Source organism: Bacteroides sp. K03, assembly GCF_019734355.1.
In the GTDB taxonomy this organism is placed as follows: Bacteria; Bacteroidota; Bacteroidia; order Bacteroidales; family Bacteroidaceae; genus Bacteroides; species Bacteroides nordii.
Window position 1 is genome coordinate 131,808 of sequence record NZ_JAASHC010000003.1, and the last position, 23,920, is coordinate 155,727.

Annotated in this window: 19 protein-coding genes; 6 read left to right on the forward strand and 13 right to left on the reverse strand. The window is 40.7% G+C overall.

Annotated elements, in window-relative coordinates; translation table 11 throughout:
- The first annotated feature begins 81 nt into the window (after positions 1 to 81).
- On the forward strand, positions 82 to 2,247 hold the full coding sequence (locus HCG69_RS03175) for a S46 family peptidase (RefSeq protein ID WP_221648813.1): 2,166 nt from the start codon (positions 82 to 84) through the stop codon (positions 2,245 to 2,247).
- Positions 2,248 to 2,352: 105 nt separating this feature from the next.
- Positions 2,353 to 4,515 carry a S46 family peptidase gene (locus tag HCG69_RS03180; RefSeq protein ID WP_221648814.1) on the forward strand — a complete coding sequence of 721 codons (2,163 nt, stop codon included), beginning with the start codon at positions 2,353 to 2,355 and terminating at the stop codon, positions 4,513 to 4,515.
- Between the two features lie 123 nt (positions 4,516 to 4,638).
- Here HCG69_RS03180 and HCG69_RS03185 read toward each other — a convergent pair whose 3' ends face one another.
- The 4 genes from HCG69_RS03185 to HCG69_RS03200 form a co-directional block, all read right to left on the reverse strand.
- Positions 4,639 to 7,305: a DEAD/DEAH box helicase family protein gene (locus HCG69_RS03185; RefSeq protein WP_221648815.1), complete on the reverse strand. Its 2,667-nt coding sequence runs from the start codon at positions 7,303 to 7,305 to the stop codon at positions 4,639 to 4,641.
- A gap of 78 nt (positions 7,306 to 7,383) precedes the next feature.
- The gene (locus HCG69_RS03190; RefSeq protein WP_002561762.1) at positions 7,384 to 7,566 is read right to left on the reverse strand and encodes a type II toxin-antitoxin system HicB family antitoxin; all 183 of its coding nucleotides are present in this window, start codon (positions 7,564 to 7,566) and stop codon (positions 7,384 to 7,386) included.
- The gene (locus HCG69_RS03195) at positions 7,563 to 8,687 is read right to left on the reverse strand and encodes a glycosyltransferase family protein (RefSeq protein ID WP_221648816.1); all 1,125 of its coding nucleotides are present in this window, start codon (positions 8,685 to 8,687) and stop codon (positions 7,563 to 7,565) included. Before HCG69_RS03195 ends, HCG69_RS03190 begins: the two co-directional genes overlap by 4 nt.
- A complete protein-coding gene (locus HCG69_RS03200) occupies positions 8,684 to 9,490 on the reverse strand; it encodes a UDP-2,3-diacylglucosamine diphosphatase (RefSeq protein ID WP_221648817.1) in 807 nt (268 codons plus the stop codon). Before HCG69_RS03200 ends, HCG69_RS03195 begins: the two co-directional genes overlap by 4 nt.
- Positions 9,491 to 9,658: 168 nt before the next feature.
- Between HCG69_RS03200 and trxA the strand changes: the two genes are divergently transcribed.
- A complete protein-coding gene (trxA, locus tag HCG69_RS03205) occupies positions 9,659 to 9,964 on the forward strand; it encodes a thioredoxin (protein ID WP_007484901.1) in 306 nt (101 codons plus the stop codon).
- Between the two features lie 2 nt (positions 9,965 to 9,966).
- Positions 9,967 to 10,437, forward strand: a complete 471-nt coding sequence (locus HCG69_RS03210; protein ID WP_221648818.1) for a co-chaperone YbbN — start codon at positions 9,967 to 9,969, stop codon at positions 10,435 to 10,437.
- A 115-nt stretch (positions 10,438 to 10,552) separates the two neighbouring features.
- On the opposite strand, the gene HCG69_RS03215 is transcribed toward HCG69_RS03210, so the two are convergent.
- From HCG69_RS03215 to HCG69_RS03225, 3 genes are all read right to left on the reverse strand, one after another.
- Positions 10,553 to 11,188 (reverse strand): SagB/ThcOx family dehydrogenase, encoded by a 636-nt coding sequence (locus HCG69_RS03215; protein WP_221648819.1) that lies wholly within the window; start codon positions 11,186 to 11,188, stop codon positions 10,553 to 10,555.
- A 141-nt stretch (positions 11,189 to 11,329) separates the two neighbouring features.
- Positions 11,330 to 11,887: an NADH peroxidase gene (locus HCG69_RS03220; protein WP_002561768.1), complete on the reverse strand. Its 558-nt coding sequence runs from the start codon at positions 11,885 to 11,887 to the stop codon at positions 11,330 to 11,332.
- Between the two features lie 21 nt (positions 11,888 to 11,908).
- On the reverse strand, positions 11,909 to 12,328 hold the full coding sequence (locus HCG69_RS03225) for a Fur family transcriptional regulator (protein ID WP_122202093.1): 420 nt from the start codon (positions 12,326 to 12,328) through the stop codon (positions 11,909 to 11,911).
- Positions 12,329 to 12,691: 363 nt separating this feature from the next.
- Here HCG69_RS03225 and HCG69_RS03230 point away from each other — a divergent pair, with 363 nt between their 5' ends.
- Entirely contained in the window at positions 12,692 to 14,620 is a 1,929-nt protein-coding gene (locus tag HCG69_RS03230; protein ID WP_221648820.1) for an NAD(+) synthase, read from the forward strand.
- 90 nt (positions 14,621 to 14,710) lie between these two features.
- Here HCG69_RS03230 and hisB read toward each other — a convergent pair whose 3' ends face one another.
- The 6 genes from hisB to HCG69_RS03260 form a co-directional block, all read right to left on the reverse strand.
- Positions 14,711 to 15,835, reverse strand: a complete 1,125-nt coding sequence (gene hisB, locus HCG69_RS03235) for a bifunctional histidinol-phosphatase/imidazoleglycerol-phosphate dehydratase HisB (RefSeq protein ID WP_221648821.1) — start codon at positions 15,833 to 15,835, stop codon at positions 14,711 to 14,713.
- Positions 15,836 to 15,979: 144 nt separating this feature from the next.
- Positions 15,980 to 17,017: a histidinol-phosphate transaminase gene (hisC, locus tag HCG69_RS03240; RefSeq protein WP_221648822.1), complete on the reverse strand. Its 1,038-nt coding sequence runs from the start codon at positions 17,015 to 17,017 to the stop codon at positions 15,980 to 15,982.
- A gap of 13 nt (positions 17,018 to 17,030) precedes the next feature.
- Complete coding sequence (gene hisD, locus HCG69_RS03245; protein ID WP_221648823.1) at positions 17,031 to 18,323, reverse strand: histidinol dehydrogenase; 1,293 nt, start codon at positions 18,321 to 18,323, stop codon at positions 17,031 to 17,033.
- Between the two features lie 549 nt (positions 18,324 to 18,872).
- Positions 18,873 to 19,730 (reverse strand): ATP phosphoribosyltransferase, encoded by an 858-nt coding sequence (gene hisG, locus HCG69_RS03250; protein ID WP_221648824.1) that lies wholly within the window; start codon positions 19,728 to 19,730, stop codon positions 18,873 to 18,875.
- A 237-nt stretch (positions 19,731 to 19,967) separates the two neighbouring features.
- On the reverse strand, positions 19,968 to 20,459 hold the full coding sequence (locus HCG69_RS03255) for a PaaI family thioesterase (RefSeq protein ID WP_221648825.1): 492 nt from the start codon (positions 20,457 to 20,459) through the stop codon (positions 19,968 to 19,970).
- Between the two features lie 14 nt (positions 20,460 to 20,473).
- Complete coding sequence (locus HCG69_RS03260) at positions 20,474 to 22,045, reverse strand: RHS repeat domain-containing protein (protein ID WP_221648826.1); 1,572 nt, start codon at positions 22,043 to 22,045, stop codon at positions 20,474 to 20,476.
- Positions 22,046 to 23,045: 1,000 nt separating this feature from the next.
- Here HCG69_RS03260 and HCG69_RS03265 point away from each other — a divergent pair.
- A complete protein-coding gene (locus HCG69_RS03265) occupies positions 23,046 to 23,909 on the forward strand; it encodes a hypothetical protein (RefSeq protein ID WP_221648827.1) in 864 nt (287 codons plus the stop codon).
- The last annotated feature ends 11 nt before the right edge of the window (positions 23,910 to 23,920 follow it).

Below are 23,920 nucleotides of genomic sequence, written 5' to 3' on the forward strand. Positions count from 1 at the left end.
ATTGAGATGGGAGAAGAAAAAAGCTCTTTGAACATCATTCGTAAATAATAAATCATAATTTATAAATCATAAATCAAAAAGATGAATAAACTAAAACTTTATGTACTGGCGCTAATGGCGCTAATCGTTTGTTCCGTTAAAGCGGACGAAGGAATGTGGCTGTTACAGTTGATGCAGCAGCAAAACTCCATCGACATGATGAAAAAACAGGGATTAAAGCTGGAAGCAACTGATCTCTATAACCCGAATGGAGTATCTCTGAAAGATGCAGTAGGTATCTTTGGTGGTGGATGTACCGGAGAAATTATCTCGCCGGAAGGACTTATCCTGACTAACCACCATTGCGGATATTCGTCTATCCAACAGCATAGTTCGGTAGAGCACGATTATCTGACAGACGGTTTCTGGGCTACTTCAAGAGATAAGGAATTACCAACTCCGGGATTAAAATTCACATTTATCGAACGAATTGAAGATATTACAGATCTTGTAAACCAGAAGATAGAGTCTAAAGAGATCACAGAAGCTGAATCTTTTACTCCGGAGTTTCTTAATAAACTTGCAAAAGATCTCTATGCAAAGAGTGATCTGAATGAAAAGCCAGGTATTGTTCCACAGGCTTTGCCGTTCTATGCAGGTAACAAATTCTACATGTTTTATAAGAAGGTATATCCGGATGTACGTATGGTAGCTGCTCCCCCCTCATCAGTAGGTAAGTTTGGTGGTGAAACGGATAATTGGATGTGGCCTCGCCATACCGGCGATTTCTCTATGTTCCGTATCTATGCAGATGCCAATGGCGAACCTGCTGAATACAGTGCAGACAATGTACCTTTGAAAACCAAAAAACATCTTTCTATCTCTTTGAAAGGACTGAAAGAAGGTGATTATGCCATGATTATGGGATTCCCCGGAAGTACCAGCCGTTATCTCACAGTTTCGGAAGTAAAAGAACGTATGAACTCAATCAACGAACCACGTATTCGTATACGTACAGCTCGTTTGAACATATTGAAGGAAGTAATGAACGCTAGTGATAAGACCCGTATCCAGTATGCCAACAAATATGCAGGTTCATCCAATTACTGGAAAAATTCTATCGGAATGAATAAAGCCATTATTGATAATGATGTGCTGGGTACAAAAGCAGAACAAGAAGCACGTTTTGCACAATTTGCCAAAGAAAAAAACAATGCAGCCTACATGAATGTAGTGAAAGAAATTGATGATGCGATAGCCATTACCGCTCCTCTCACCTATCAAGGTACTTGCCTGACAGAAGCTTTCTTTGCTGCCATTGAATTTGGAAGTCCTTATCAGATCATGGAAAAACTGGAAAAAGCACTGGAAGAAAAGAATGACTCTGCCGTTAACGCTAATATCAAAATTCTGAAAGAAGTCTTTGCCAAGATTCACGACAAAGATTATGACCACGAAGTAGATCGTAAAGTAGCCAAAGCTTTGTTCCCGCTTTATGCTGAAATGATTCCGGCAGAACAGCGCCCTAACTTCTACAACACGATTGAAAAAGAATATAAAGGAGATTATAACAAGTTCGTTGATGCAATGTACGACTCCTCTATTATGGCTAACCAGGCTAACTTTGATAAGTTTATCAAAAAGCCAACTGTAAAAGCCATCCAAAAAGATCTGGCTACTCAATATTCACGTGGAAAATATGAAAAACTGATAGAACTCAGATCAGCACTTCAGGCTGAAGATGAAAAGCTGGACTCACTGCATAAGATCTATATCCGTGGCCTGGGCGAAATGAAACTCCCTGTTCCTTCTTATCCGGATGCCAACTTCACACTACGTCTGACGTACGGTAATGTGAAGCCTTATAGCCCAAGAGACGGTGTATTCTATAAATACTATACCACAACAGATGGTATTCTGGAAAAAGAAAACCCGGAAGACCGCGAGTTCAATGTGCCTGCAAAACTGAAAGAGCTGATCGAAAAGAAGGACTTCGGACGTTATGCAATGCCTAATGGTGATATGCCTGTCTGCTTCCTTTCAACCAATGACATCACCGGTGGTAATTCCGGAAGCCCTGTGCTGAATGAGAACGGTGAGTTGATTGGTTGTGCTTTTGACGGCAACTGGGAATCGTTGAGTGGGGATATCAATTTCGATAATGACCTGCAACGTTGTATCAACCTGGATATCCGTTATGTTCTCTTCATCCTCGATAAACTTGGCGGATGCGGACACTTAATTGATGAAATGACAATTGTAGAATAATTATTCAATGTGCTAATATGCCAATGTGCCAATTGCTCTTCAGCATAACAGCGCAACTAATTGGCACATTGACATATTGGCAAATTAGCACATTATTATATATAAATGAAAAAACAATTATTAATAGCTGCCCTCTCTCTTGTGGCCCTTACAGCACATGCCGACGAAGGTATGTGGATGCTGACCGACTTACAGGCTCAGAACGCTGCTGTTATGAGAGAACTCGGACTGGAAATTCCGATTGAAGAAGTATATAGTCCTAATGGAATTGCACTTAAAGATGCAGTTGTCCACTTTGGTGGCGGCTGTACCGGAGAGGTTATCTCGGCAGAAGGATTAGTATTGACTAACCACCACTGTGGATATGGTGCTATCCAGCAACACAGTAGTGTGGAACACGACTACCTGACAGATGGTTTCTGGGCAATGAACCGGGATGAAGAACTTCCTTGCGAAGGACTGAAAATTACTTTTATCGACCGTATACTGGACGTCACACCATACGTCAACGAACAATTGAAGATAGATAAAGATCCCGAAGGTACCAATTACCTGTCTCCCAAATACCTGGAGAAAGTAGCCGATCGTTTTGCCAAAGCAGAAAATATCGAAGTAACCCCGGCAACCAAACTGGAACTGAAAGCCTTCTACGGAGGCAACCGTTATTATCTTTTTGTTAAAACGGTGTACAGTGATATCCGCATGGTAGGTGCCCCTCCTTCTTCCATCGGTAAGTTTGGTGCTGATACAGACAACTGGATGTGGCCTCGCCATACCGGTGATTTTTCTTTGTTTCGTATCTACGCAGATAAAGACGGTAAACCGTCTGAATACTCCAAAGACAATGTTCCATTGAAAGTGAAAAAACATCTCACAATCAGCCTTGCAGGAATACAGGAAGGAGACTTTACTTTCGTTATGGGATTCCCCGGACGCAACTGGCGTTATATGATTTCCGACGAGGTAGAAGAACGTATGCAGACCACCAACTTCATGCGTCAGCATGTACGCGGTGACCGTCAGGAAGTATTAATGGAACAAATGTTGAAAGATCCTGCCGTGCGCATTCACTATGCCAGTAAATATGCTTCATCCGCCAATTACTGGAAGAATGCTATTGGTATGAACGAGGGGTTAATCCGTCTCAAAGTACTGGATACGAAACGTGCACAACAAGAGCAACTATTGGCTCGCGGACGTGATAAAGGAGATGATTCTTACCAGAAAGCATTTGACGAGATACGTTCTATCGTTGCTCATCGTCGTGACGCCATGTATCACCAACAAGCCATCAACGAAGCATTGGTAACAGCTCTGGACTTTATGAAGATACCGTCAACCAAAACACTGTCAACAGCATTACAGAAAAAAAATAAAGAAGAAATTCAAAAGGCAACTGAAGAACTGAAAATCGCAGGTGAAAAGTATTTCGCTTCTGTACCTTTCCCCGAAGTAGAGAAACTGGTAGGTAAACAAATGCTGAAAACTTATATGGGCTATATACCCCAGGAACAGCGAATCAGTATATTCAAAGTGATAGACAGCCGTTTCAAAGGAGATAGTGATGCATTTGTAGATGCCTGCTTTAAGTATTCTATCTTTGGAAATAAAGAGAATTTTGAAAAGTTCCTTCAGAAACCCAGCCTGAACAAAATAGACAAAGACTGGATGATTCTGCTCAAACATTCTATCACCGACGGATTGATGCAGACAGCATTGGCAATGCATGATGCTAATACAAACTATGATGCTGCCCACAAAGTATGGGTGAAAGGTATGATGGATATGCGTCAGGAAGCAGGTATTCCTATTTATCCGGATGCCAACTCTACACTGAGACTGACATATGGTAAAGTAGCCTCATATGAACCGGCGGACGGAGCAGTATACAAATATTATACAACTCTGAAAGGTGCTATGGAAAAAGAAGACCCTAATAACTGGGAATTCGTTGTACCCGCTAAGTTGAAGCAATTATACGAAGCAAAAGATTATGGACGCTATGCTATGAAGAATGGTGAAATGCCTGTTTGCTTCATTGTAGATACTGACAATACAGGAGGAAATTCCGGTAGTCCGGTATTCAATGGCAAAGGTCAACTGATAGGTACCGGCTTTGACCGTAACTATGAAGGATTGACAGGAGATATCGCCTTCCGTCCCTCTTCTCAGCGTGCCGCTTGTGTAGATATCCGCTATACTCTCTTCATTATTGAAAAGTATGCGGGAGCTTCACATATAATCAAAGAGCTGGATATTAAAGAATAATTATATAATGTGCCAATATGTCAATGTGCCAATGGGCTGCGCTATTACACTGCACAGCTTATTGACACATTGGCATATTGGCACATTAGCATATTAGCACATTGGCACATTGAACCATTATTACTACCGCCATTTACTCACCGTCTCCGACTTATCAGCGAATTGTGCTGCCAGAGATTTTATACGAGCTTGCAATAAAATCTTCCTTCCATCTTGTATACGAGTATACACCAACTCGTTATTTCCAACCAATCTCCTCCATTGAGTACTCAAATAAGCGGCCCACTCTTTTTTACGTCCTATCAACTCGGGCACAGAGTGATAATCTACCTGAGCCGTGTGAAACAAAGAATGACTTTTACGAATAATAAGATAACGGGGACTATTCACAACAGAAACAAGCTCTGAAAGTGCATTAATAAACATCGATTTTTCATAACGCGTACCTCCTTCCAAATGGCAAAGCACAGCACCATCCTCATCGAGTTCCGAAACCACAGTCACTTTCTCTGATTTTATCACGCCTGCCCTGGCAAGTGCCAATGCCAATGCTTGCCCTATCTTATGAATGTCTTTTGATATATCCCGATAACGGATGTACAACCAGAAAGCCTTCCACATTTCACGTCCGAAAAGAAACAATCCGGCAAGTCCTATAATCACCAACACAAATTGTAACTCTTCCACCCGCCGAAAACGTATTTTGAACAAACCATACAAGACTTCCTGACCAAACATCAATAAACCGGAGGCAAGACTGCTCAATAAATAAGATATAGTACGATTCAGATACAAATGCTGCAATTCATGTGTATGCCTGCATTCTGTATCACGCGGTATCTTTATTTCCTCTACCAGACTGACACCATTGCCCAACGCCCGTTCCCACTGATCTTTCAATTTTTCACGCTGAGAAGCACGTAGAAAAGCCCTGTCATTGGCTGCATCTATGGCTTCTGTATCGGAAAAGTCAGCAGGCAATCCCAACCGGCTAATTCCATTTTCGATACCTCCTGTTTCGAGATAAGATATTCCCACAAAACTGCGAAAACGCCTTTTCAACATTTCTACATCATTTCCCCCATCTGAAACTGTGGGATCTACACAAACCAAATGCCAGATATTACTCGCTTTCTCTCTGTTTCCCTTTTCCACGCGAATAGCACGCCCTCTCATCTGATTGGATAACACAAAAGAACCGACAAAGCTGGCCAATACCAATGAATTCAGAACCGGTGCATCCCATCCTTCCCCCAACAGCGACTTAGTACCTATCAATATCTCTATACCACCTTTCTGAAACACATCCGTCACTATTTTCACAACATCGTTTTTCAGCCCTTCAGTCAGCGCCACTTGTATGTATCCGGTATCGTAAGGTAATGGATTATAAGTAAGTTTCGTCACTCCCCTGCTTTCTGCACAAGCCTCAAACAACTCGCAGGCAGAAACGGGCAGAATAATAATACTCCCTGTCAGCACTCCTATTTTCATGTGTTCAGAGTTCGTTCTGCGAAGTTTCTCAAAAATGGGTATTACCCCCAACTTATTAAGTTCAAGGGTATTCTCCCCGGCATTGACAAGAAACTCTTTACGAATAAAATCAGTGAGTACTACCAATCGTAATCCTTGTCCCAACTGACGATATTCAAAATTCACAATCTGATAAATACTATTCAGCTTTTCAATACTGGTGCCTAACAATGAGGTGATCTCTTTATTTTGCAAAAAAGTTATCTGCCTATGTTCCATTACCCCATGACGTAGTAAGCGGTGTTCAAGTTCTTCCTGGTGTTTCTCAAATCCGGTGAACCTATCTCTTTCTTTCAGCAGATAAAACTCAAGTAATACTTGTGCCCATTGATAGTCAAAGACTGGAAAATCGGGATGTTTGTCTCCCAAAACGTCAAGATGTTCGGACGAAACAGAGAGCCCGGCAGTATTCAGAAATATAAGTAAAGAAGAGTAGTAAGGCATATTACTGTAAATCCAGTCGAGATTCTTATTCGGCTCAGTCCATACAGACAGAGAAGTCATGGCACGAATCAGTTCTTCATCTTGCTTGATCTCCTGAAAAAGCGCATATACCTGATTGCGATATTTATCGATCACTTTATATTCTTCGGCAGAAGGACGCGAAAAACAGACACAATCCTGATGAGGGCATAAGTCTCCTTCGATAATCAGTTCCGGAACAGTAATCTCTGTATCAATCGGACCATTCAACTCAATATAACGTTGCCATTCATTGGCAGATACATCATAAGGTGGAGTAGCGGTCAGTCCCACAAGAGTCGGTTTCAATTCTTCTTTCAGACTAATCAATGTAGTCCACCATTCATTTTTCAGATGATGGGCTTCGTCCACAACAACGGTCTGTATTCCCTGTTCACGAAGTAATCGGACAATCTCCCTCATACAACTACCCGAACGACAATTATCTTTAAAGTCATTACAGGCTGCATGTAGCCCCTGATAAGTTGAAACAGTAAGAAATGAAGGATGTCTAATGTCACATGATATCCACTCCGGTATAACCTCTGTCTGCAGAAAAAGTTCACAGAAACGATCGATCCACTGATTGCGTACTGCAATAGTCGGCGCTAAGATTAAAGTAGGCTTATTGATTCGTAACATCACCTCAAGTCCGAGTACTGTTTTTCCTGATCCGGGAGGTGCTACTACATGCAAAGCGTTGTTATCCAGAAAGTTTTCAAGTTCGGCAAGAACTCTCGCCTGATAATTTCGCCATGGATATTTAAATTTAATTCCGGAAGGAAATGTATTCATAATGTCGCTAACCCTTATTAAGTATCATGTTATGCCTTCAAAGGTATACTTTTTTAAGGAGTAACAGGTAATAAACCGTCAAATAAATTCTTCTACCAGATACATTTCATCAATCAAATCTTCCATTGATTGCTGTAAATTATCGACTGCTTCTTCAGGGGAATCTCCATACGCATTACATTGAATATTCACGGCAAGCCAAGCGTAATAACCGCCATCAGATGTACGCTCAAGCACATAATCTGTTTTATCCAGTTTCATATCGGTAAATAATTAGTAAGTGTTGGTATATTTATTACTGACTGATGATCAATCAGATTTTCGAGTTCACAGATAATATGCCGTTCACTGCTACGTGCCCAGTAAATAAATTCACGACTAGGACAATACTTGCCGGCAAAGCGAAGCAAGGGTTCAAGTGCAAACGAGTCACCCACAATACCGGCACCCGCACGAGCTGCATCATAAGCATTGCAATCTTGTTCAATATGGGCTGGTACCATCAATACGGGTTTACCCAAATACATGGCCTCGCAAATAGACTCAAAGCCTGCGGTACTGGCATAAGCACGACATCCTGCCATATAATTAAGAAATTTCACATCATCAAGCTGATGAAAACTCAACGTCTCATCCATCCGAGTCACCTCCTCTGTATCTGCCTTGTCCCAGAAAAAATGTAAAGGTACTTCCGGATGAACAGAATGAAAAGCTTTCACACTATCAGAGAAACCGGCATTGACCATATAACCATGAATATAATTTCCTGTTTCGGGACGAATAGCAATTACCTCCTGTCTGAGTAGAGGAGGAACTACAACAAGATTATTTTCTCTGTCTTCGGGCATTTTACGGAAAGAGAGAGCTAAACGCTTCTTCGCTTTCAAGCTCGTCATCCGTGTAAAGAGGCGCAGCATGAATAATTGAACAACATCTTTCTCCGGAAATTCAAACTCCCGGTGCAGAAACAAATACTGATGCCCAATACAAACGTACGGAACAGAAGGACGGAAGAACATATAGGTAAGCCCGGTTAAAAGTTCGTAGAAGTTGATTACTACTTCCGCCCCTGTTTTCCTGATCCGTTGGTTTATATAACACATACTACGGACATATTCCGGTAAGTGTATAAGATTGTAAGCTAAGCTTTTTTTCAAATTAGCACGTTTATTATCGGGCGAAGGTAAAAAGTTAGGACTGAGAAAACGTTTCACCGGAGCCTTTATATTCCGGTTAAAAAAGCCCGGCAAAGTACGCGACGAGCTTTTACCCACAAGCACTTCTACTACCTCGTGCCCATTGCGCCGTAACATATCTTCGAGAGTCAACGCTTGTGTAAGGTGTCCTCTCCCTTCTCCCTGAACAATAAATAAAAATCTCATGAGGCTATTGTTATTTGTTTGGTTTCCCCTTCTTCCTGTTCTTTTTCCGGCGTCAGTACATTATCAAAGTAACGCACACTCCAGTTTCCTTCCTCATCTTCTGTCAATGCTGAAAGTGACTCTACCCAGTCACCGGAATTCAGATAATGAATTCCACCATAACAAGTATTGGCAGGATGATGAATATGACCACAAATTACTCCGTCACACTTTCTGGCCTTTGCCAGTATTACCAGTTCTTTTTCAAAATCAGAAATATAAGAAACGGCTGATTTCACTTTATTCTTGATAGACTGGGATAGTGAATAATAAGGTTTTCCCTGTTTCATTCGCCGGGCATTATACACTTTGTTAAGCCAAAGTAAAAATGTATATCCGGTATCGCCCAGTTTAGCCAACCACTTCATTTGAGTAGTTATTCTATCAAAAACGTCACCATGCGTCACATAATAACGTCTACCGTGACTTTCGTAGATGCAGTCCTTAACAATCTGTATATTATAAAAGTTCAGTGGTGCCAGATTATCAAGAAAGTCATCATGATTACCACGAACATAAATAACCTGGGTACCGAAGTTCTCCATCATCTTCATGATAACTTTGAAAAAATCCGTATGTTTAGCCTTCCATTTACTTAAACCGCTTTTTTTCAGATGCCACCCGTCAATAATATCTCCATTCAATATCAGACGGTCACAATTGATTGATTTAAGGAAGCGGGTCACCTCCTCTGTTTTGGAGTGCTGAGTTCCCAGATGAATATCTGAAAGAACCACTGTAGGATAATACGTGCGTAAATGCATAACATTTCAGTTTTTCGATATGCAAAAGTCCATATTTCACATTACAAGCTGATGTCTTTACAGTTACTATTTTATGAACAAAATCAGTTTTTCGGCGTTATATATCTAAAATAGTAATTATATTCGCAGCCCGAAGAGGCTGACAATTCATTTTAAGAAAGGAAAATTATGGAAAAATTTGATGAATTAATACAGTCACCGGTCCCGGTTTTAGTAGATTTTTTTGCAGAATGGTGTGGTCCTTGTAAGGCAATGAAACCAATTCTTGAAGAAGTAAAAGCTAAGATAGGAGATAAAGCCCGCATCGCTAAGATTGATGTGGACCAACATGAACAACTGGCAGCAAGATTCCGTATACAGGCCGTACCTACATTCATACTATTCAGTAATGGAGAAGCTGTATGGCGTCACTCCGGAATGATACACGCCAGTGAATTAACAGGAGTTATTGAACAGTATTCACATAAAAATTAAGAATGAAGAAGGTATTAGCTATGGTAGCTTTTGTCATGGTCAGCGTAATTATTTACGCTTTCAATGATGGAAGCAAGATAAATGCAGATCAACAAGGTAAAGAGGTAAAAAGCGGTGAAGTAATCGTAATGAATAAAGATATGTTCATTAAGGATGTATTTGATTACGAGAACACCAAAGAATGGAAATACAAAGGTAATAAACCTGCCATTATTGATTTATACGCAGACTGGTGTGGTCCTTGCCGAATGACAGCACCTATCATGAAGTCACTGGCAAAGGAATACGACGGCAAGATCGTAATTTATAAAGTTAATGTGGATAAAGAAAAGGAATTAGCAGCTTTGTTTAATGCAACAAGTATTCCTCTCTTTGTATTCATCCCAATGAATGGAGAGCCACAACTTTTCCGTGGTGCAGCAGATAAAGCCACCTACAAAAAAGCAATAGACGAATTCTTGTTGAAGCAGTGAGTAGTGATAAATGATAAGTGAAAAGTGATTAGTGATTAGTGATTAGTGATTAGTGATTAGTGCTATCAGCGTTTATAACGCAACTAGCTAATCACTTATCACTAATCATTTATCACTATTTATAATATCCTACCGGATGATTCATCAATGGTAACTGAGTATCAGTCAGTTTCAATACACTTTTCAATTTAGCAGTATCCATTGAAGCCCGTGGTACAGTAGCTAGTTTGGCCGCAGAACAAAAGATTGAAATATTCTGTGAAACGATGCCTGCATCCACAGCTCCCATCAACTGAGTATGGGTATTCTTGGCATCACCCAAACGAGACAAATCACTAACCAGCAATAAAGAAACGGGTGCCGACTTTACAAAAGCCTGTCCTCCTGCCACTGCTCCCCGATGATCTCCTTCAGCCACCAGATTCAGCTGATGAGCTTTAGCTTCATACAAATAAGTACCTTCAGGCAGTACTACGTAAACATCTACATCTTGTTTGTTCATCGCCGAAGGGGCTGTACGTTTTCCTTCTTCCGGACGATTTATACCATTGGCAGCCCAGAGTAAGTCTGATAAATCAGTAAGAGTTAACGCTTTCGCAGCATATTCACGCGTAGAATGACGGTTGGCAAATGCTTGCATCACCTCACTATTACGGTTCAAATTCGGTTTAGGCAACCGGATCACTTTATCAGCAGCAAATGTAGCCATTGAGATAAACAGGCACAATAATAGCAGTTGTACTTTCCTCATAATCTGTGGTTTTTAAAAGTTTATGCACAAATATAACCGTATCTTAGTGATTACAATCTTTTTCTAAGAAAGTTTAATAAAAAAGGCCTGCATCTGTTAAACAGACACAAGCCTTTTCTTCATTTGTGAACTATATATTTATTATTTCTTTCCGAAATAACGGTTGTAAAGTCCTTCAAAACCTTTACCGTGACGTGCCTCATCTTTACACATTTCATGAACAGTATCATGAATAGCATCCAGATTCAATGCTTTAGCGCGGGTAGCAATACGTTTTTTATCTTCGCAAGCACCAGCTTCGGCGTTCATTCTCTTCTCCAGGTTAGTCTTAGTATCCCATACACAGTCACCCAGCAGCTCAGCAAATTTAGAAGCATGTTCTGCTTCTTCCCAAGCGTAACGTTTGAAAGCCTCTGCTACTTCAGGATAACCTTCGCGATCAGCCTGACGGCTCATAGCCAAGTACATACCAACCTCTGTACACTCGCCCATGAAGTGATTGTTCAGATCCTTAATCATTTCGTCATCGCAACCTTTGGCAACGCCAATTACGTGTTCGTCAACAAAAGTAAGTGCACCACCTTCAGTTTCAACCACTTCTACAAATTTGCTGGCAGGTGCTTTACACAATGGACATTTCTCAGGAGCTGCGTCACCTTCGTAAACGTAACCGCATACAGTACATCTAAATTTCTTCATTTTGTCTTTAATTTTAATTAATTAGTCAATACGTATATTTTTTAAGCAATTCTTACAAATACCCTTATAGTAGTAATGCATTTCAGTTATCTCATGCCCATCCATTTGCAGACCTATAACCTCCTTTATTTCAATAGGAAGTTCCAAATCATATATATTTCCGCACCTTTTACAAATAAAATGCGCATGCGGTGAAGTATCTGCATCAAAATTAGCATTACGTTCATCAATAGTGAGCATCAGAGCCGCCCCCTGCTCTGCAAACAGTTTTAGCGTATTATATACTGTTGTCTTCGAAAGCGTTGGCATTGAGGGAGATAAAGCTGTATATATTTCATCAGCCGACGGATGTGTACGATGTTCCATCAGATATTCCATAATGGCAATACGCTGCATGGAAGGTTTTATGTTGTACTCTAATAATCGGTTATATGGCTTCATAGGCTCTATTTATACAAAATTGTAATCATTACAATTTTAAATTTGAAGCAAAGATAAAGGTTTCTTTTATTTCTGCAAATAATTGGCTAATAAATTTTATAAAAAATAGCTACATTTTTTACAAGTAATCAGATTATGGTAGTAGGTAGTCAGAATATACCAGTTTAAGTGCAATCAGGTTGTTTTCCGGAAGAGGTATATAGACTACGCCTTGCCTCCTTGCAGACAAGGCGTAGTCTGCAAGCATTAGATTAATTAGAATATCCTTTTAGATACTATCAAACGAATATATCAAAACAATTTCCTAATTTTGCAACGCAAATAATAATGTGTTAATACATTACATTTTAATATTTATCAATTATGAACTACGGATTTGTAAAAGTAGCGGCAGCAGTGCCCCGCGTTAAAATAGCGGACTGTAATTTCAATGCCAAACAACTCGAAAGCCTGATAGCAGTTGCAGATGGCAAAGGAGTACAGATTATCACCTTTCCCGAAATGTGTATTACCGCTTACACCTGTGGCGATCTTTTCGGCCAGCAGCTCTTGCTGGAAGAAGCAGAAATGGCACTGATGCAAATATTAAATAATACCCGCCAGCTGGACATCATCTCTATTTTAGGAATGCCGGTAATCGTAAATTCTACTGTTATCAATGCAGCCGTAGTTATCCAGAAAGGTAAAGTACTGGGTGTAGTCCCCAAAACCTATCTGCCCAACTATAAAGAGTTTTACGAACAGCGTTGGTTCACCTCTGCCCTGCAAGTAGCAGAAACCAATGTACGACTTTGCGGACAAATCATCCCAATGGGTACAAATCTGTTATTCGAAACATCAGACACTATTTTCGGGATTGAAATATGCGAAGACTTATGGTCTACCATACCTCCAAGCTCAACACTTGCGCTACAAGGGGCCGAAATCATATTTAATCTTTCTGCCGACAATGAAGGGATAGGTAAAAACAGTTACCTCCGTTCGCTTATCAGCCAACAATCTGCACGTTGTATTTCAGGATATGTATTCTCTTCCTGTGGATTCGGAGAATCTACTACCGATGTAGTCTTTGCTGGAAACGGGCTTATCTATGAAAATGGTAACCAATTGGCACACAATGATCGCTTCAGCTTTGAAGAGCAACTGGTTATTAGTGAAATAGATGTAGAACATCTGCGTGCCGAACGGCGTATTAACACAACATTTGCAGCAAGTAAAGGAAATATTCCGGCAGATAAAAAGCCTGTGCGTATTGCTACGGAGTTTGTAAACAGCAAAGAACTGAACCTGACACGTACATTTGAGATGCATCCATTTGTCCCACAAGGGGCAGCATTGAATGAACGCTGTGAAGAGGTTTTTTCAATACAGGTAGCAGGACTTGCACAACGCCTTGTACATACTGGCGCTAAAACTGCCGTTATTGGTATCTCAGGCGGGCTGGATTCTACACTTGCCTTACTTGTCTGTGTCAAGACCTTCGATAAACTAGGCTTATCCCGCAAAAATATTATTGGTGTCACCATGCCGGGTTTCGGTACAACCAACCGCACTTATCACAATGCCATCTCTCTTATGAACTCACTCGGCATTACTGTACGGGAAATCAGTATTAAAGAAGCATGTATTCAACACTTCAAGGACATCAGCCATGACATCAATGTACACGACGTAACTTACGAAAATGCTCAGGCACGCGAACGTACACAGATATTGATGGATGTAGCCAATCAGACAGGAGGAATGGTAATCGGGACAGGTGATTTATCAGAACTGGCTCTGGGATGGGCTACATACAACGGCGATCACATGTCTATGTACGGTGTAAACGGAAGTGTTCCTAAAACCCTGGTGAAATATCTGGTAAAGTGGGTAGCAGAAAACGAAGTAGATGAGACATCATGTATTACTCTACTCGATATTGTAGACACACCTATCAGCCCCGAATTAATTCCGGCAGATGAAAATGGAGATATCAAACAAAAGACAGAGGACTTGGTAGGTCCGTACGAATTGCATGATTTCTTCCTCTATTATTTCATGCGTTTCGGTTTTCGTCCGTCAAAGATATTCATGCTGGCTTCATTGGCATTCAAAGAAGTATATGATGAAGAGACGATCAAGAAATGGTTACTCATCTTCTTCCGCCGTTTCTTTAACCAGCAGTTCAAACGTTCCTGTTTGCCCGACGGTCCTAAAGTAGGAAGTATCTCTATCAGTCCACGTGGTGACTGGCGTATGCCAAGTGATGCTTCGGCAGCAGCATGGCTGAAAGAAATTGAAAAACAGTGAGTAGTGAGTAGTGAGTAGTGATTAGTGGGCTGCGCTATTACGCTGCATCGTACTAATCACTAATCACTTATCACTAATCACTTATCACTACTACAACACCCCTTTACTTGAGGGAAGTTCAAAATGATAAATATCCCGCTTTAAAGCCATTTTCAGCGCACGAGCCAATGCTTTGAATATTCCTTCAATTTTATGATGTTCATTTTGGCCTTCGGCTTTGATGTTTAGATTCATCTTTGCAGCATCACTCAGGGATTTAAAAAAGTGGAGAAACATTTCAGTAGGCATCTCTCCTATCTTTTCGCGTTTAAACTCTGCATCCCACACCAGCCAGGGGCGTCCACCAAAGTCAAGGCATACCTGACAAAGACAATCATCCATAGGAAGAGCATAACCATAACGTTCTATTCCCCGCTTACTTCCTAATGCCTGATAAATACATTCGCCCAAAGCAATAGCGGTATCTTCGATAGTATGGTGTTCATCTACTTCAAGATCACCTTTCACCTTAACAGTGAGATCCATACCAGAGTGTTTACCTATCTGCTCCAACATATGATCAAAGAAACCAAGACCTGTAGAGATATCACAAGTACCATTACCGTCCAGATTCAGAGAAACAAGGATATCCGTCTCCTTTGTAGTACGCCGCACCTCTGCTTTACGTTCTCCGGCAAAAAGAAACTCGGCTATTTTATCCCAGTCAGTAGTAGCCAGTACACAGACATTTTCCAAATCCTTCTCTTTCAGTAACTCAGTAGAATCTTGCAGATAGATGGCACGACATCCCAGATTCCTGGCCAGTTCTACATCCGTAGGACGATCACCAATCACAAAACTCCCTGTCAGGTCGTAATCCGGATTATCAATGTATTTAGTCAACATTCCGGTACGCGGTTTACGAGTCGGGGCATTCTCTTCGGGAAAGCTACGGTCTATCAGAATATCATCGAAAGTAATGCCTTCACCCGCCAGAGTTTTCAACATTAAATTGTGAGCCGGCCAAAAGGTAGCTTCCGGGAAAGAATCGGTCCCTAAACCATCCTGATTGGTGACCATAACAAATTCAAAATCGAGCTTGCAACGAACAAAGCCAAGATTACGGAACACTTTAGGATAAAACTCCAGTTTCTCCAATGAATCAAGCTGATAATCTACAGGAGGCTCAATAACAAGCGTACCATCACGATCAATAAATAATATTTTTTTCTTCATGGGAATGATAATGTAATAATGTGTCAATTAAATAATATGCCAATGTAATAATGTGCCAATGTGCCAATTGGCTACGCTATAGAAATATGCCGCATGGTAATTGGCATATTGGCACATTATTTAATTGGCACATTATTACAATAATTATTCGTATTTCTTTAATGCCTCTACCAATTTTCCGTTTTCAGCACGTGTACCTACCGTCACGCGAAGGCAATTGCAGCAAAGTGATATATTATGGCGATTACGAACAATAATACCCTCTCCTACCAGATAATTATAAATCTTCACAGCATCCGTCACACGGGCCAGAAAGAAGTTAGCATCCGAAGGGAACACTTCCAGCACGCAAGGCAATTCCGCAAAAGCATCTTCCAACTCTTTTCGTTCTTCCTTCAAAGCCTTCACCCAACGGTCTACCTCATAATGTTTATGTAACATCTGTATAGCTTGTTGCTGTGTCAATTGATTGACGTTATACGGATACTTGATTTTATTAAGAATAGAAATAATTTCTTCCGAAGCAAAAGCCATACCCAGGCGAATAGCAGCACATCCCCATGCTTTAGAGAACGTTTGAAGTACCACCAAATTGGGATATTCCTTCAGACTGGTAAGCAAAGAAGGAACTTCCGAAAAATCACTATATGCCTCATCCAGTATTACAAGTCCTTCAAAGTTGTTCAGCACCTTCTCTATCTCCGAACGCAACAGATCATTACCCGTCGGATTATTGGGTGAACAAAGAAAAATCAGCTTTGTCCGGTCATCTGTGGCTGCCAACAACTTATCGGCCGAAAACTGAAAATGTTCGTCCAACAATACCTTACGGTATTCTACATTATTCACCTCGGCACATACCTGATACATGCCGTAGGTAGGGTCAATAGCTACTACATTGTCTTTACCCGGCTCACAAAAAGCACGAAATACAAGATCAATAGCCTCATCACTACCATTTCCCAGAAAGATATTCTCCGGAGCTGCTTTTTTAAGTTTCCCCAAATCTTTTTTCAATTCATACTGCAATGGATCCGGATAACGATTATGGGGCAAATTATATGGATTCTCATTAGCATCCAGAAACACAGAGGCAGTAGCCCCTTTATATTCATCCCTTGCTGAAGAGTATGGCTTCAGCTTCCAGATATTCGGACGGGTTAATTCTTGCAATGTTTTCATGCGGATATTTATTTTACGATTTACAATTGATATCTCCCAAGCGGACAGATACGGCATTCTTATGAGCATCCAATTGTTCATTGGCTGCCATTATTTCGATAGCCGGTCCAATAGCCTTCATACCTTCCGGACGGATTTCCTGGAATGTAATCTTACGGATAAAACTATCCAGACTTACACCACTGTATGCTTTTGCATAACCGTTGGTTGGCAGCGTATGATTGGTTCCCGAAGCATAATCTCCGGCACTTTCAGGCGAAAACGCCCCAAGAAACACAGAACCGGCATTGATTACACGTTCTGCTATCTCCCTATAATTTTCCGTCTCTATAATCAGATGTTCAGGAGCATATTCGTTAGTTAGTTCTAATGCTTCATCCATATCTTTCACTAGAATAAGTTTACTGTTGGCAAGAGATTTTTCCGCAATTTCACGACGCGGCAGTTCCGCTAACTGCCGTTCCACTTCTTTCATCACATCATCCTGTAACTTCTCAGAAGTTGTGATCAGTACTGCCTGGCTATCTACTCCATGCTCTGCCTGTGAAAGCAGATCGGCAGCCACAAATACCGGATTGGCAGAATCATCTGCCAAGACCTCTACTTCCGAAGGACCTGCCGGCATATCAATGGCAACATCACGCAAGCTAACCAACTGTTTGGCTGCCGTGACATACTGATTGCCCGGACCAAAGATTTTATAAACTTTAGGTATACTTTCCGTACCATAAGCCATAGCTGCAATAGCTTGTACTCCGCCGGCTTTGAATATTTTACTTACTCCCGCCAGTTGTGCTGCAAAAAGAATAGCCGGATGGATTTTTCCATTCTTATCAGGTGGAGTACAAAGCACAATCTCTTTACAGCCGGCAATCCTGGCCGGAACTGCCAGCATCAATACTGTTGAAAATAACGGTGCTGTACCTCCCGGAATATACAGACCTACTTTCTCAATACCTACCGCCTTCTGCCAGCAAGTCACCCCTTCCATTGTCTCTACTTTACGCCCTACAAAACGTTGTGAAGCATGAAAGGTCTCAATATTCTTTTTAGCCAAAGAGATGGCTGCCTTCAACTCTTCACTGACCAGAGCAACGCCTTCTTCCAACTCCGCCTCCGTCACAGCAAGTGATGTCAGAGTTGCTTTATCAAAAGTAGCTTCATACTCTATCACGGCTGCATCTCCTTCAGCACGAACACGATTGATAATGCCGCGCACCGTATCAAAAAGGTCCTCCGTATTGAGTGCGGGACGTCTCAGGATGTCGGTCCACTGCTCTCTTGAAGGATATTTTATTTGTTTCATATTTATTAGTTTATAATGTTATGTTGTATTGGATGTACTTTTCTTTTGCCTTGATGCAAAAGAAAAGATACCAAAAGAAAAAATCAAGGCTGCATTTCCTCCGCTACTGCACTACGGTGAAAAGCTGAAGGGGCTCGAACTCGCTTCGCTCAGACAATCGCCCCTTCTTACGCTTTTCACCTCCGTTCCGTTTGACGCTGCGGAAATGAGGCCGGGGGACCCATTCGGATGATAGCATACAATGCTTCTTGTTACTAAAGAAGCATGCTATATTACATTAATCATATTGCAATATGCTTACTTTTTAATATCATATATCTCTTCCCCTTCCTAAACCTCAGTATCCGCTGATGAACGGCCTCCGGCCTCATTTTTTCTCCGTCAAGCGAACGCCCGCAGTGAAGCGTCAAAAAGGGGCGATTGTTTGAGCGAAGCGAGTTCGAGCCCCTTTAGCGGAACGAAGGAAGTGAGTAGGAGAAAAAATGCAGCCTTGATCCTTTCTTTTGGTATCTTTTCTTTCGTATCAAGACGAAAGAAAAGTACACCCCATCATAGTATCATCTTCTCTATCGGCAACACCAATATTCCCTCAGCTCCCAGTGCTTTCAGTTTTCCGATAATCTCCCAGAAACGTTTTTCATCAAGTACCGTATGCACGGAGCACCAACCCTCCTGTGCCAATGGCATCACCGTCGGACTCTTCATACCAGGCAGTACAGCTACAATCTCCTCCAACTTATCCTTCGGAGCATTCATCAGCACATATTTCTTATCCTCTGCTGTTTTCACAGCATTCATACGAAACAGTAACTCATTCAAAATCTCCTTCTTCTCATCACACATGTTCTTGTTACCAATCAACAGTGCTTCTGACTTCATCACTACTTCCACTTCTTTCAAGCGATTGCTCACCAGTGTAGAACCTGAGCTAACAATATCAAAAATAGCATCTGCCAACCCAATGCCCGGAGCTACCTCCACCGAGCCGGTAATGACATGTACCTCTGCACTTACCCCTTTCTCCTTCATATACTTCTCCAGAATCACCGGATAAGAAGTGGCAATCTTCTTGCCATTGAACCACTCCACACCCGGATAATCTATATCCTTCGGTATAGCCAGTGACAAACGGCATTTACTGAAACCGAGGCGTTTAATAATTTCTGCTTCCTCTCCTTTTTCAGCAAACTCATTCTCTCCTACGATACCCAGATCTGCCACCCCCGTAGCCACTGACTGGGGTATATCGTCATCCCGGAGGAACAACACCTCTACCGGAAAATTAGATGACTGCACCAACAATGTACGTTTTGTAGCACTCAATTTAATGTCTGATTCTTCTAAAAGAGCCATTGTTTCTTCAAACAAACGACCTTTAGCTTGTACTGCAATTCTTAATAAACCCATAATTTTATTTGTTATTTTACGATTTACAATTAAAATAAAAAAAGGCTCACCTCATCGGCAAGCCTCGTTTTTATATTATATATACACAATATCATACACGCCCACCGAGTTATTCGTTAGGAAAATGATGATGATGATGTGTAGTATATTTCATATTTTTTTGTTCTTTACAGCGACAAAAGTAAAGCATTCCATTCAAACCTCCAAACAATTATCACAAAAAGTTCGATTTTAATTTCAAATTAAAGGAAGAATCTCTTCAGATTCTACTTCGCACGAAGAAAAGTGCATTTCATCTTTCGACTTCTCCTGCGAGAAAGTGAAATATGTACAAAGTGCTTCCGTACAAAGTTCACCTGCCTCATTATAGAGTTTTGCATCTACCAATACAATATTACGTTTTACTTCACGAATAGATGCCCGTAATACCACGTGCGAATCTTTTGTACTGATTGACTTGCGATAACGTGTCTCCATCTTTGAAGTTACTCCTGTCGTTTGTAACTTCCGAAGAATGACCCAGGCACATATTTCATCCAGTAATACTGACTGGATTCCTCCATGTAGTGTATCAATCCAGCCCTGATATTCCGGACGTGGTTTCCAAATACTCACTACTTCATCACCGTCTTCATAAAACTCCATTTTGACACCTGCCTCATTATTAGGAGCACAGCCAAAACAATTATACCCTTTCAGTCCCTTCCATGGGTTAATAATCTTCTTCATATTATTTATCCTTATTATTTATAATATACATACTCACGTTCTTCGTAAAGTACCGGAACATCATTGAAAAATTTCACCCGTTTTTTCCAGTTACCATGTTCATCATGATAAAACTTATAGACATATTCTACGTCTGCCTGTCCTTGGGCAGGTTCAGTTCCTGAAATCACTTCGCCACGGGTACTATACTTATAAGTATAGTGTTGAATATTCTGAGGTAATCCTCTCCATTCTTCTGCAATACGTCCACGGCTGTTCCACTCATACTTCAACGGCTCATACTCCTCGCCTTCTTCCTGGTGGAAAAGAATATCTTTAGCAATCAGCTGACCGGCAGAATCATATTTATAACGAAACTCACTAAACTTAGCCCCCTCTTTACCGAACCACATCTCACCAATACAATTCCCTTCTATGTCATAACGGAACACACCTTTGCGTAATACCTCACCATCGACATCCTTCAACGATTTGTTCTTCAAACGTCCCTTCGAATCATATACCCACTGAACTGTATTCAATAATTTCCCAGTCGCAGATTTCATCATTTCTTCAAGGATATTCCCTTCCATATCATAAATGTATTCTGTAACTTCACCTGCCACACCTATATCAGAGTAAGATTGCTCTAAGATCTTTCTACCCTCATTATTAAATTCACAGCGGAAAAAAGTGCCCTGTTTTTTACCTTTATCAATACTACCTGGGCCTTTTGGTATAGCCACATATGAACTCTGAGATACTGATTTCACCTGACCATTCAGCAGCATCTTCTCCCAATCCGTATCTTGTCCGGCATATTCAATTACACGCACAATAATAAATTCCGGATTCACTCCGTCATATTCCGTACGTTTTACCCAGTTTCCATATGCATCATAATCAAAATCTACCTTTTTATTTTTCGGAACTTTGGGTTGCATCGAAGTTCCTTCAGAGAAACGTTTCAAAGCAATCGTATCTCTTTTATCAAATGGACGGCTTTTTCTACCCACCTTTGGAAAAGCAGAATCGTCTTCCAGTACCTCTTTTATTCGCCCATCTTCATCATAAACAATTTCTGTCACACAACGGTTTTTCGTTTTCTTTCCATCATTCATTCTTGTCGATATACCTTCAGAGATTCGCTTCACTATTTTGTCATCTTCATTACGCAAAATAACAATCTCGCCAACTACATTCCGGTCAGCATCCAATGTTACTTTCCGGTTTAAACGTCCCTGGTCATCATAATCATACTGATAAATTCTCGTTACCCCACCCTGCTTTACGGAGGCTGTTATCTCCTCTTTTATCTTCCCGGCATTATCATATACATAAAGAAGTTTATTTTTAGCACTTCCATCCGGATTCAACAGGTTTTCTACCGCTTTCCGTCCCTGATTATCATACCTCACAAAGTGAATCTGAGAAACAATAGGCCCGATAATCCATGCCGTATCTTTAAGAACAGCTTTATATGTAGAAATGCGGGTAGATTTAAAAAGTGGAACTTCCTGTTGCGTTTGTGCAAAAGCCGACAGTGCAGCCATTCCTAAAAAGAGAAAGAATACTCCCCTCCGACATAAGGATACTTGATTTTTCATATGGTATTATTTTAGCCAGACTCTCATCGCATCGACGACGGAGCGTTACAAATATAAATGATAATCCCGAAAAAATACTATTATAGAGATTAAAAGTGTTTCCCCAATAGAAGAGTACACCCAAACAAGATTCATTAATGATTCAAATAATAATGCGAATCAGTAGTTGAAATCAGTTAAGAATTAGTTTTGTTCATATCTGTATCGTTTTACGCTAAATGTTGTCCACCATTACTATCTATCTCTTTCTCCGGTATCGATAAAGCTCTATCTCGTAGAGTTACGTATGAAGCCTCGGTGTGTAACATTGTTTTAGATGTACATGTAAAGCAGTACGACATGTGCATGTGGAACAGTACGACATGTGCATCTCATGCAGCTTTACATGTACATGTAAAACAAGACTGCTCACCGGGGAAAGGAACGCTCCTTTCTGAGAAAAACAAAGTACAACACCGGGCAAAGGGATTAATGCCGTTTAGGGCTACTTCCGCTACCGAAAAGATAGGGCCATAATCTTCGTTACTAATACGGAAATGAGTAAAACTCACCACAAAGTAACACAGAGTTCCACAGAGTACTATTTATCTGATGAAACGCGGATGATCGCATAAACACAGATTAAAAGACTGTAGTTATTTATCATACATTTGTTTCCCTTTGCGAAAATCTGCGTTTCAATAAAGATTTAAACTCTGTGGAACTCCGTGTTACTCTGTGGTAAAATACACTCAAAACCGATCAATATATTACCATATTATTTATAAAGAAAAAGCCACCTTAAACAGCAATTATCCACTATTTTATGAAGCTTTTTGTCCTTATCATTTTTTAACCATAAAAATAATCCTGTTTTCGAAAACAAATCTCAACGCTTTATGTTCTCTCATGACAACGCTTGAGAATCACTCCAAGGCGGTCATAAGGCTATCATTCGGAGGAAGCAAATGTTTTAGCAATTCTGTTTTATACTATTTTAGTAATATAAAAAAGTGACGTTATGAGTAAAGGAGCACATAGTTTCTGCATGGTAGTTTTACTGGTTTTTATTACCAGTTCATGCATCAAGGATCCCCTACCGGAGTGCCCACCTCAGTTAGTTGTAAAGTTAGTCATCAAAGATACTAATTATTTCAATATAGCAGAATTCAGCGAACTGTCTCCCGAAGACTCCTCACAGCCTTTCGCTCATTTCTCCGGAACGATCTGTTATATTTTAACCAACACAACTACCGGTCAGGTAGTACGTCAGTCTGATATAATAGTGCCGGTAGGAAATACTCCGGACTTCTCTCTTTCCTTCAACGATTTGCCCGAAGGAAAATACGAACTATCCGCCTGGGGAAATATAACAAAAGACATCCCTTTAGGAATTCTCCACCAGAACGGATTGGAACATACTGATATATATACCGGATATACCCGACTCGTAATCATGTCACAAAATCAGGAACAAATCCTGGAACTGGAAAGGGCAAAAGGAAAGCTAATTATATTCTGTCGTAATTTTCCTAGCGAAGTTAGTCAAATGAATCTGACACTTGCTCCTGTATATCAATCAGCAGACGCACTTCTCAACTATCAAGGAAGTACGAACATACAGAAAACAACAATAATTCAAACAATTAATGAAACTTTTGTAGCTCCCACCCCTCAGGGAAATTCTACAAAACTAGACCTTAACTTTTTTACAAATACCCGTGCGGCCAAACCCGTACTGACCGTCCCGTCAATGGACATAATGGTGCGTCGTAATGAGATATCGGCTGTCGCCGTAGACTATGATGCACCAGGCAATGCCTGGGAAATATGGACATTCATCAATGGTGAATGGAATATGATCCATCATCTTGATATCAAATAATATGTTTTTCT

Bases quoted from the DNA above. Each gene is read 5' to 3' on its own strand.
- HCG69_RS03175 (WP_221648813.1), top strand. From the start codon at position 82: ATGAATAAACTAAAACTTTATGTACTGGCGCTAATGGCGCTAATCGTT.
- HCG69_RS03180 (WP_221648814.1), top strand. From the start codon at position 2,353: ATGAAAAAACAATTATTAATAGCTGCCCTCTCTCTTGTGGCCCTTACA.
- HCG69_RS03185 (WP_221648815.1), bottom strand. From the start codon at position 7,305: ATGAATACATTTCCTTCCGGAATTAAATTTAAATATCCATGGCGAAAT.
- HCG69_RS03190 (WP_002561762.1), bottom strand. From the start codon at position 7,566: ATGAAACTGGATAAAACAGATTATGTGCTTGAGCGTACATCTGATGGC.
- HCG69_RS03195 (WP_221648816.1), bottom strand. From the start codon at position 8,687: ATGAGATTTTTATTTATTGTTCAGGGAGAAGGGAGAGGACACCTTACA.
- HCG69_RS03200 (WP_221648817.1), bottom strand. From the start codon at position 9,490: ATGCATTTACGCACGTATTATCCTACAGTGGTTCTTTCAGATATTCAT.
- trxA (WP_007484901.1), top strand. From the start codon at position 9,659: ATGGAAAAATTTGATGAATTAATACAGTCACCGGTCCCGGTTTTAGTA.
- HCG69_RS03210 (WP_221648818.1), top strand. From the start codon at position 9,967: ATGAAGAAGGTATTAGCTATGGTAGCTTTTGTCATGGTCAGCGTAATT.
- HCG69_RS03215 (WP_221648819.1), bottom strand. From the start codon at position 11,188: ATGAGGAAAGTACAACTGCTATTATTGTGCCTGTTTATCTCAATGGCT.
- HCG69_RS03220 (WP_002561768.1), bottom strand. From the start codon at position 11,887: ATGAAGAAATTTAGATGTACTGTATGCGGTTACGTTTACGAAGGTGAC.
- HCG69_RS03225 (WP_122202093.1), bottom strand. From the start codon at position 12,328: ATGAAGCCATATAACCGATTATTAGAGTACAACATAAAACCTTCCATG.
- HCG69_RS03230 (WP_221648820.1), top strand. From the start codon at position 12,692: ATGAACTACGGATTTGTAAAAGTAGCGGCAGCAGTGCCCCGCGTTAAA.
- hisB (WP_221648821.1), bottom strand. From the start codon at position 15,835: ATGAAGAAAAAAATATTATTTATTGATCGTGATGGTACGCTTGTTATT.
- hisC (WP_221648822.1), bottom strand. From the start codon at position 17,017: ATGAAAACATTGCAAGAATTAACCCGTCCGAATATCTGGAAGCTGAAG.
- hisD (WP_221648823.1), bottom strand. From the start codon at position 18,323: ATGAAACAAATAAAATATCCTTCAAGAGAGCAGTGGACCGACATCCTG.
- hisG (WP_221648824.1), bottom strand. From the start codon at position 19,730: ATGGGTTTATTAAGAATTGCAGTACAAGCTAAAGGTCGTTTGTTTGAA.
- HCG69_RS03255 (WP_221648825.1), bottom strand. From the start codon at position 20,459: ATGAAGAAGATTATTAACCCATGGAAGGGACTGAAAGGGTATAATTGT.
- HCG69_RS03260 (WP_221648826.1), bottom strand. From the start codon at position 22,045: ATGAAAAATCAAGTATCCTTATGTCGGAGGGGAGTATTCTTTCTCTTT.
- HCG69_RS03265 (WP_221648827.1), top strand. From the start codon at position 23,046: ATGAGTAAAGGAGCACATAGTTTCTGCATGGTAGTTTTACTGGTTTTT.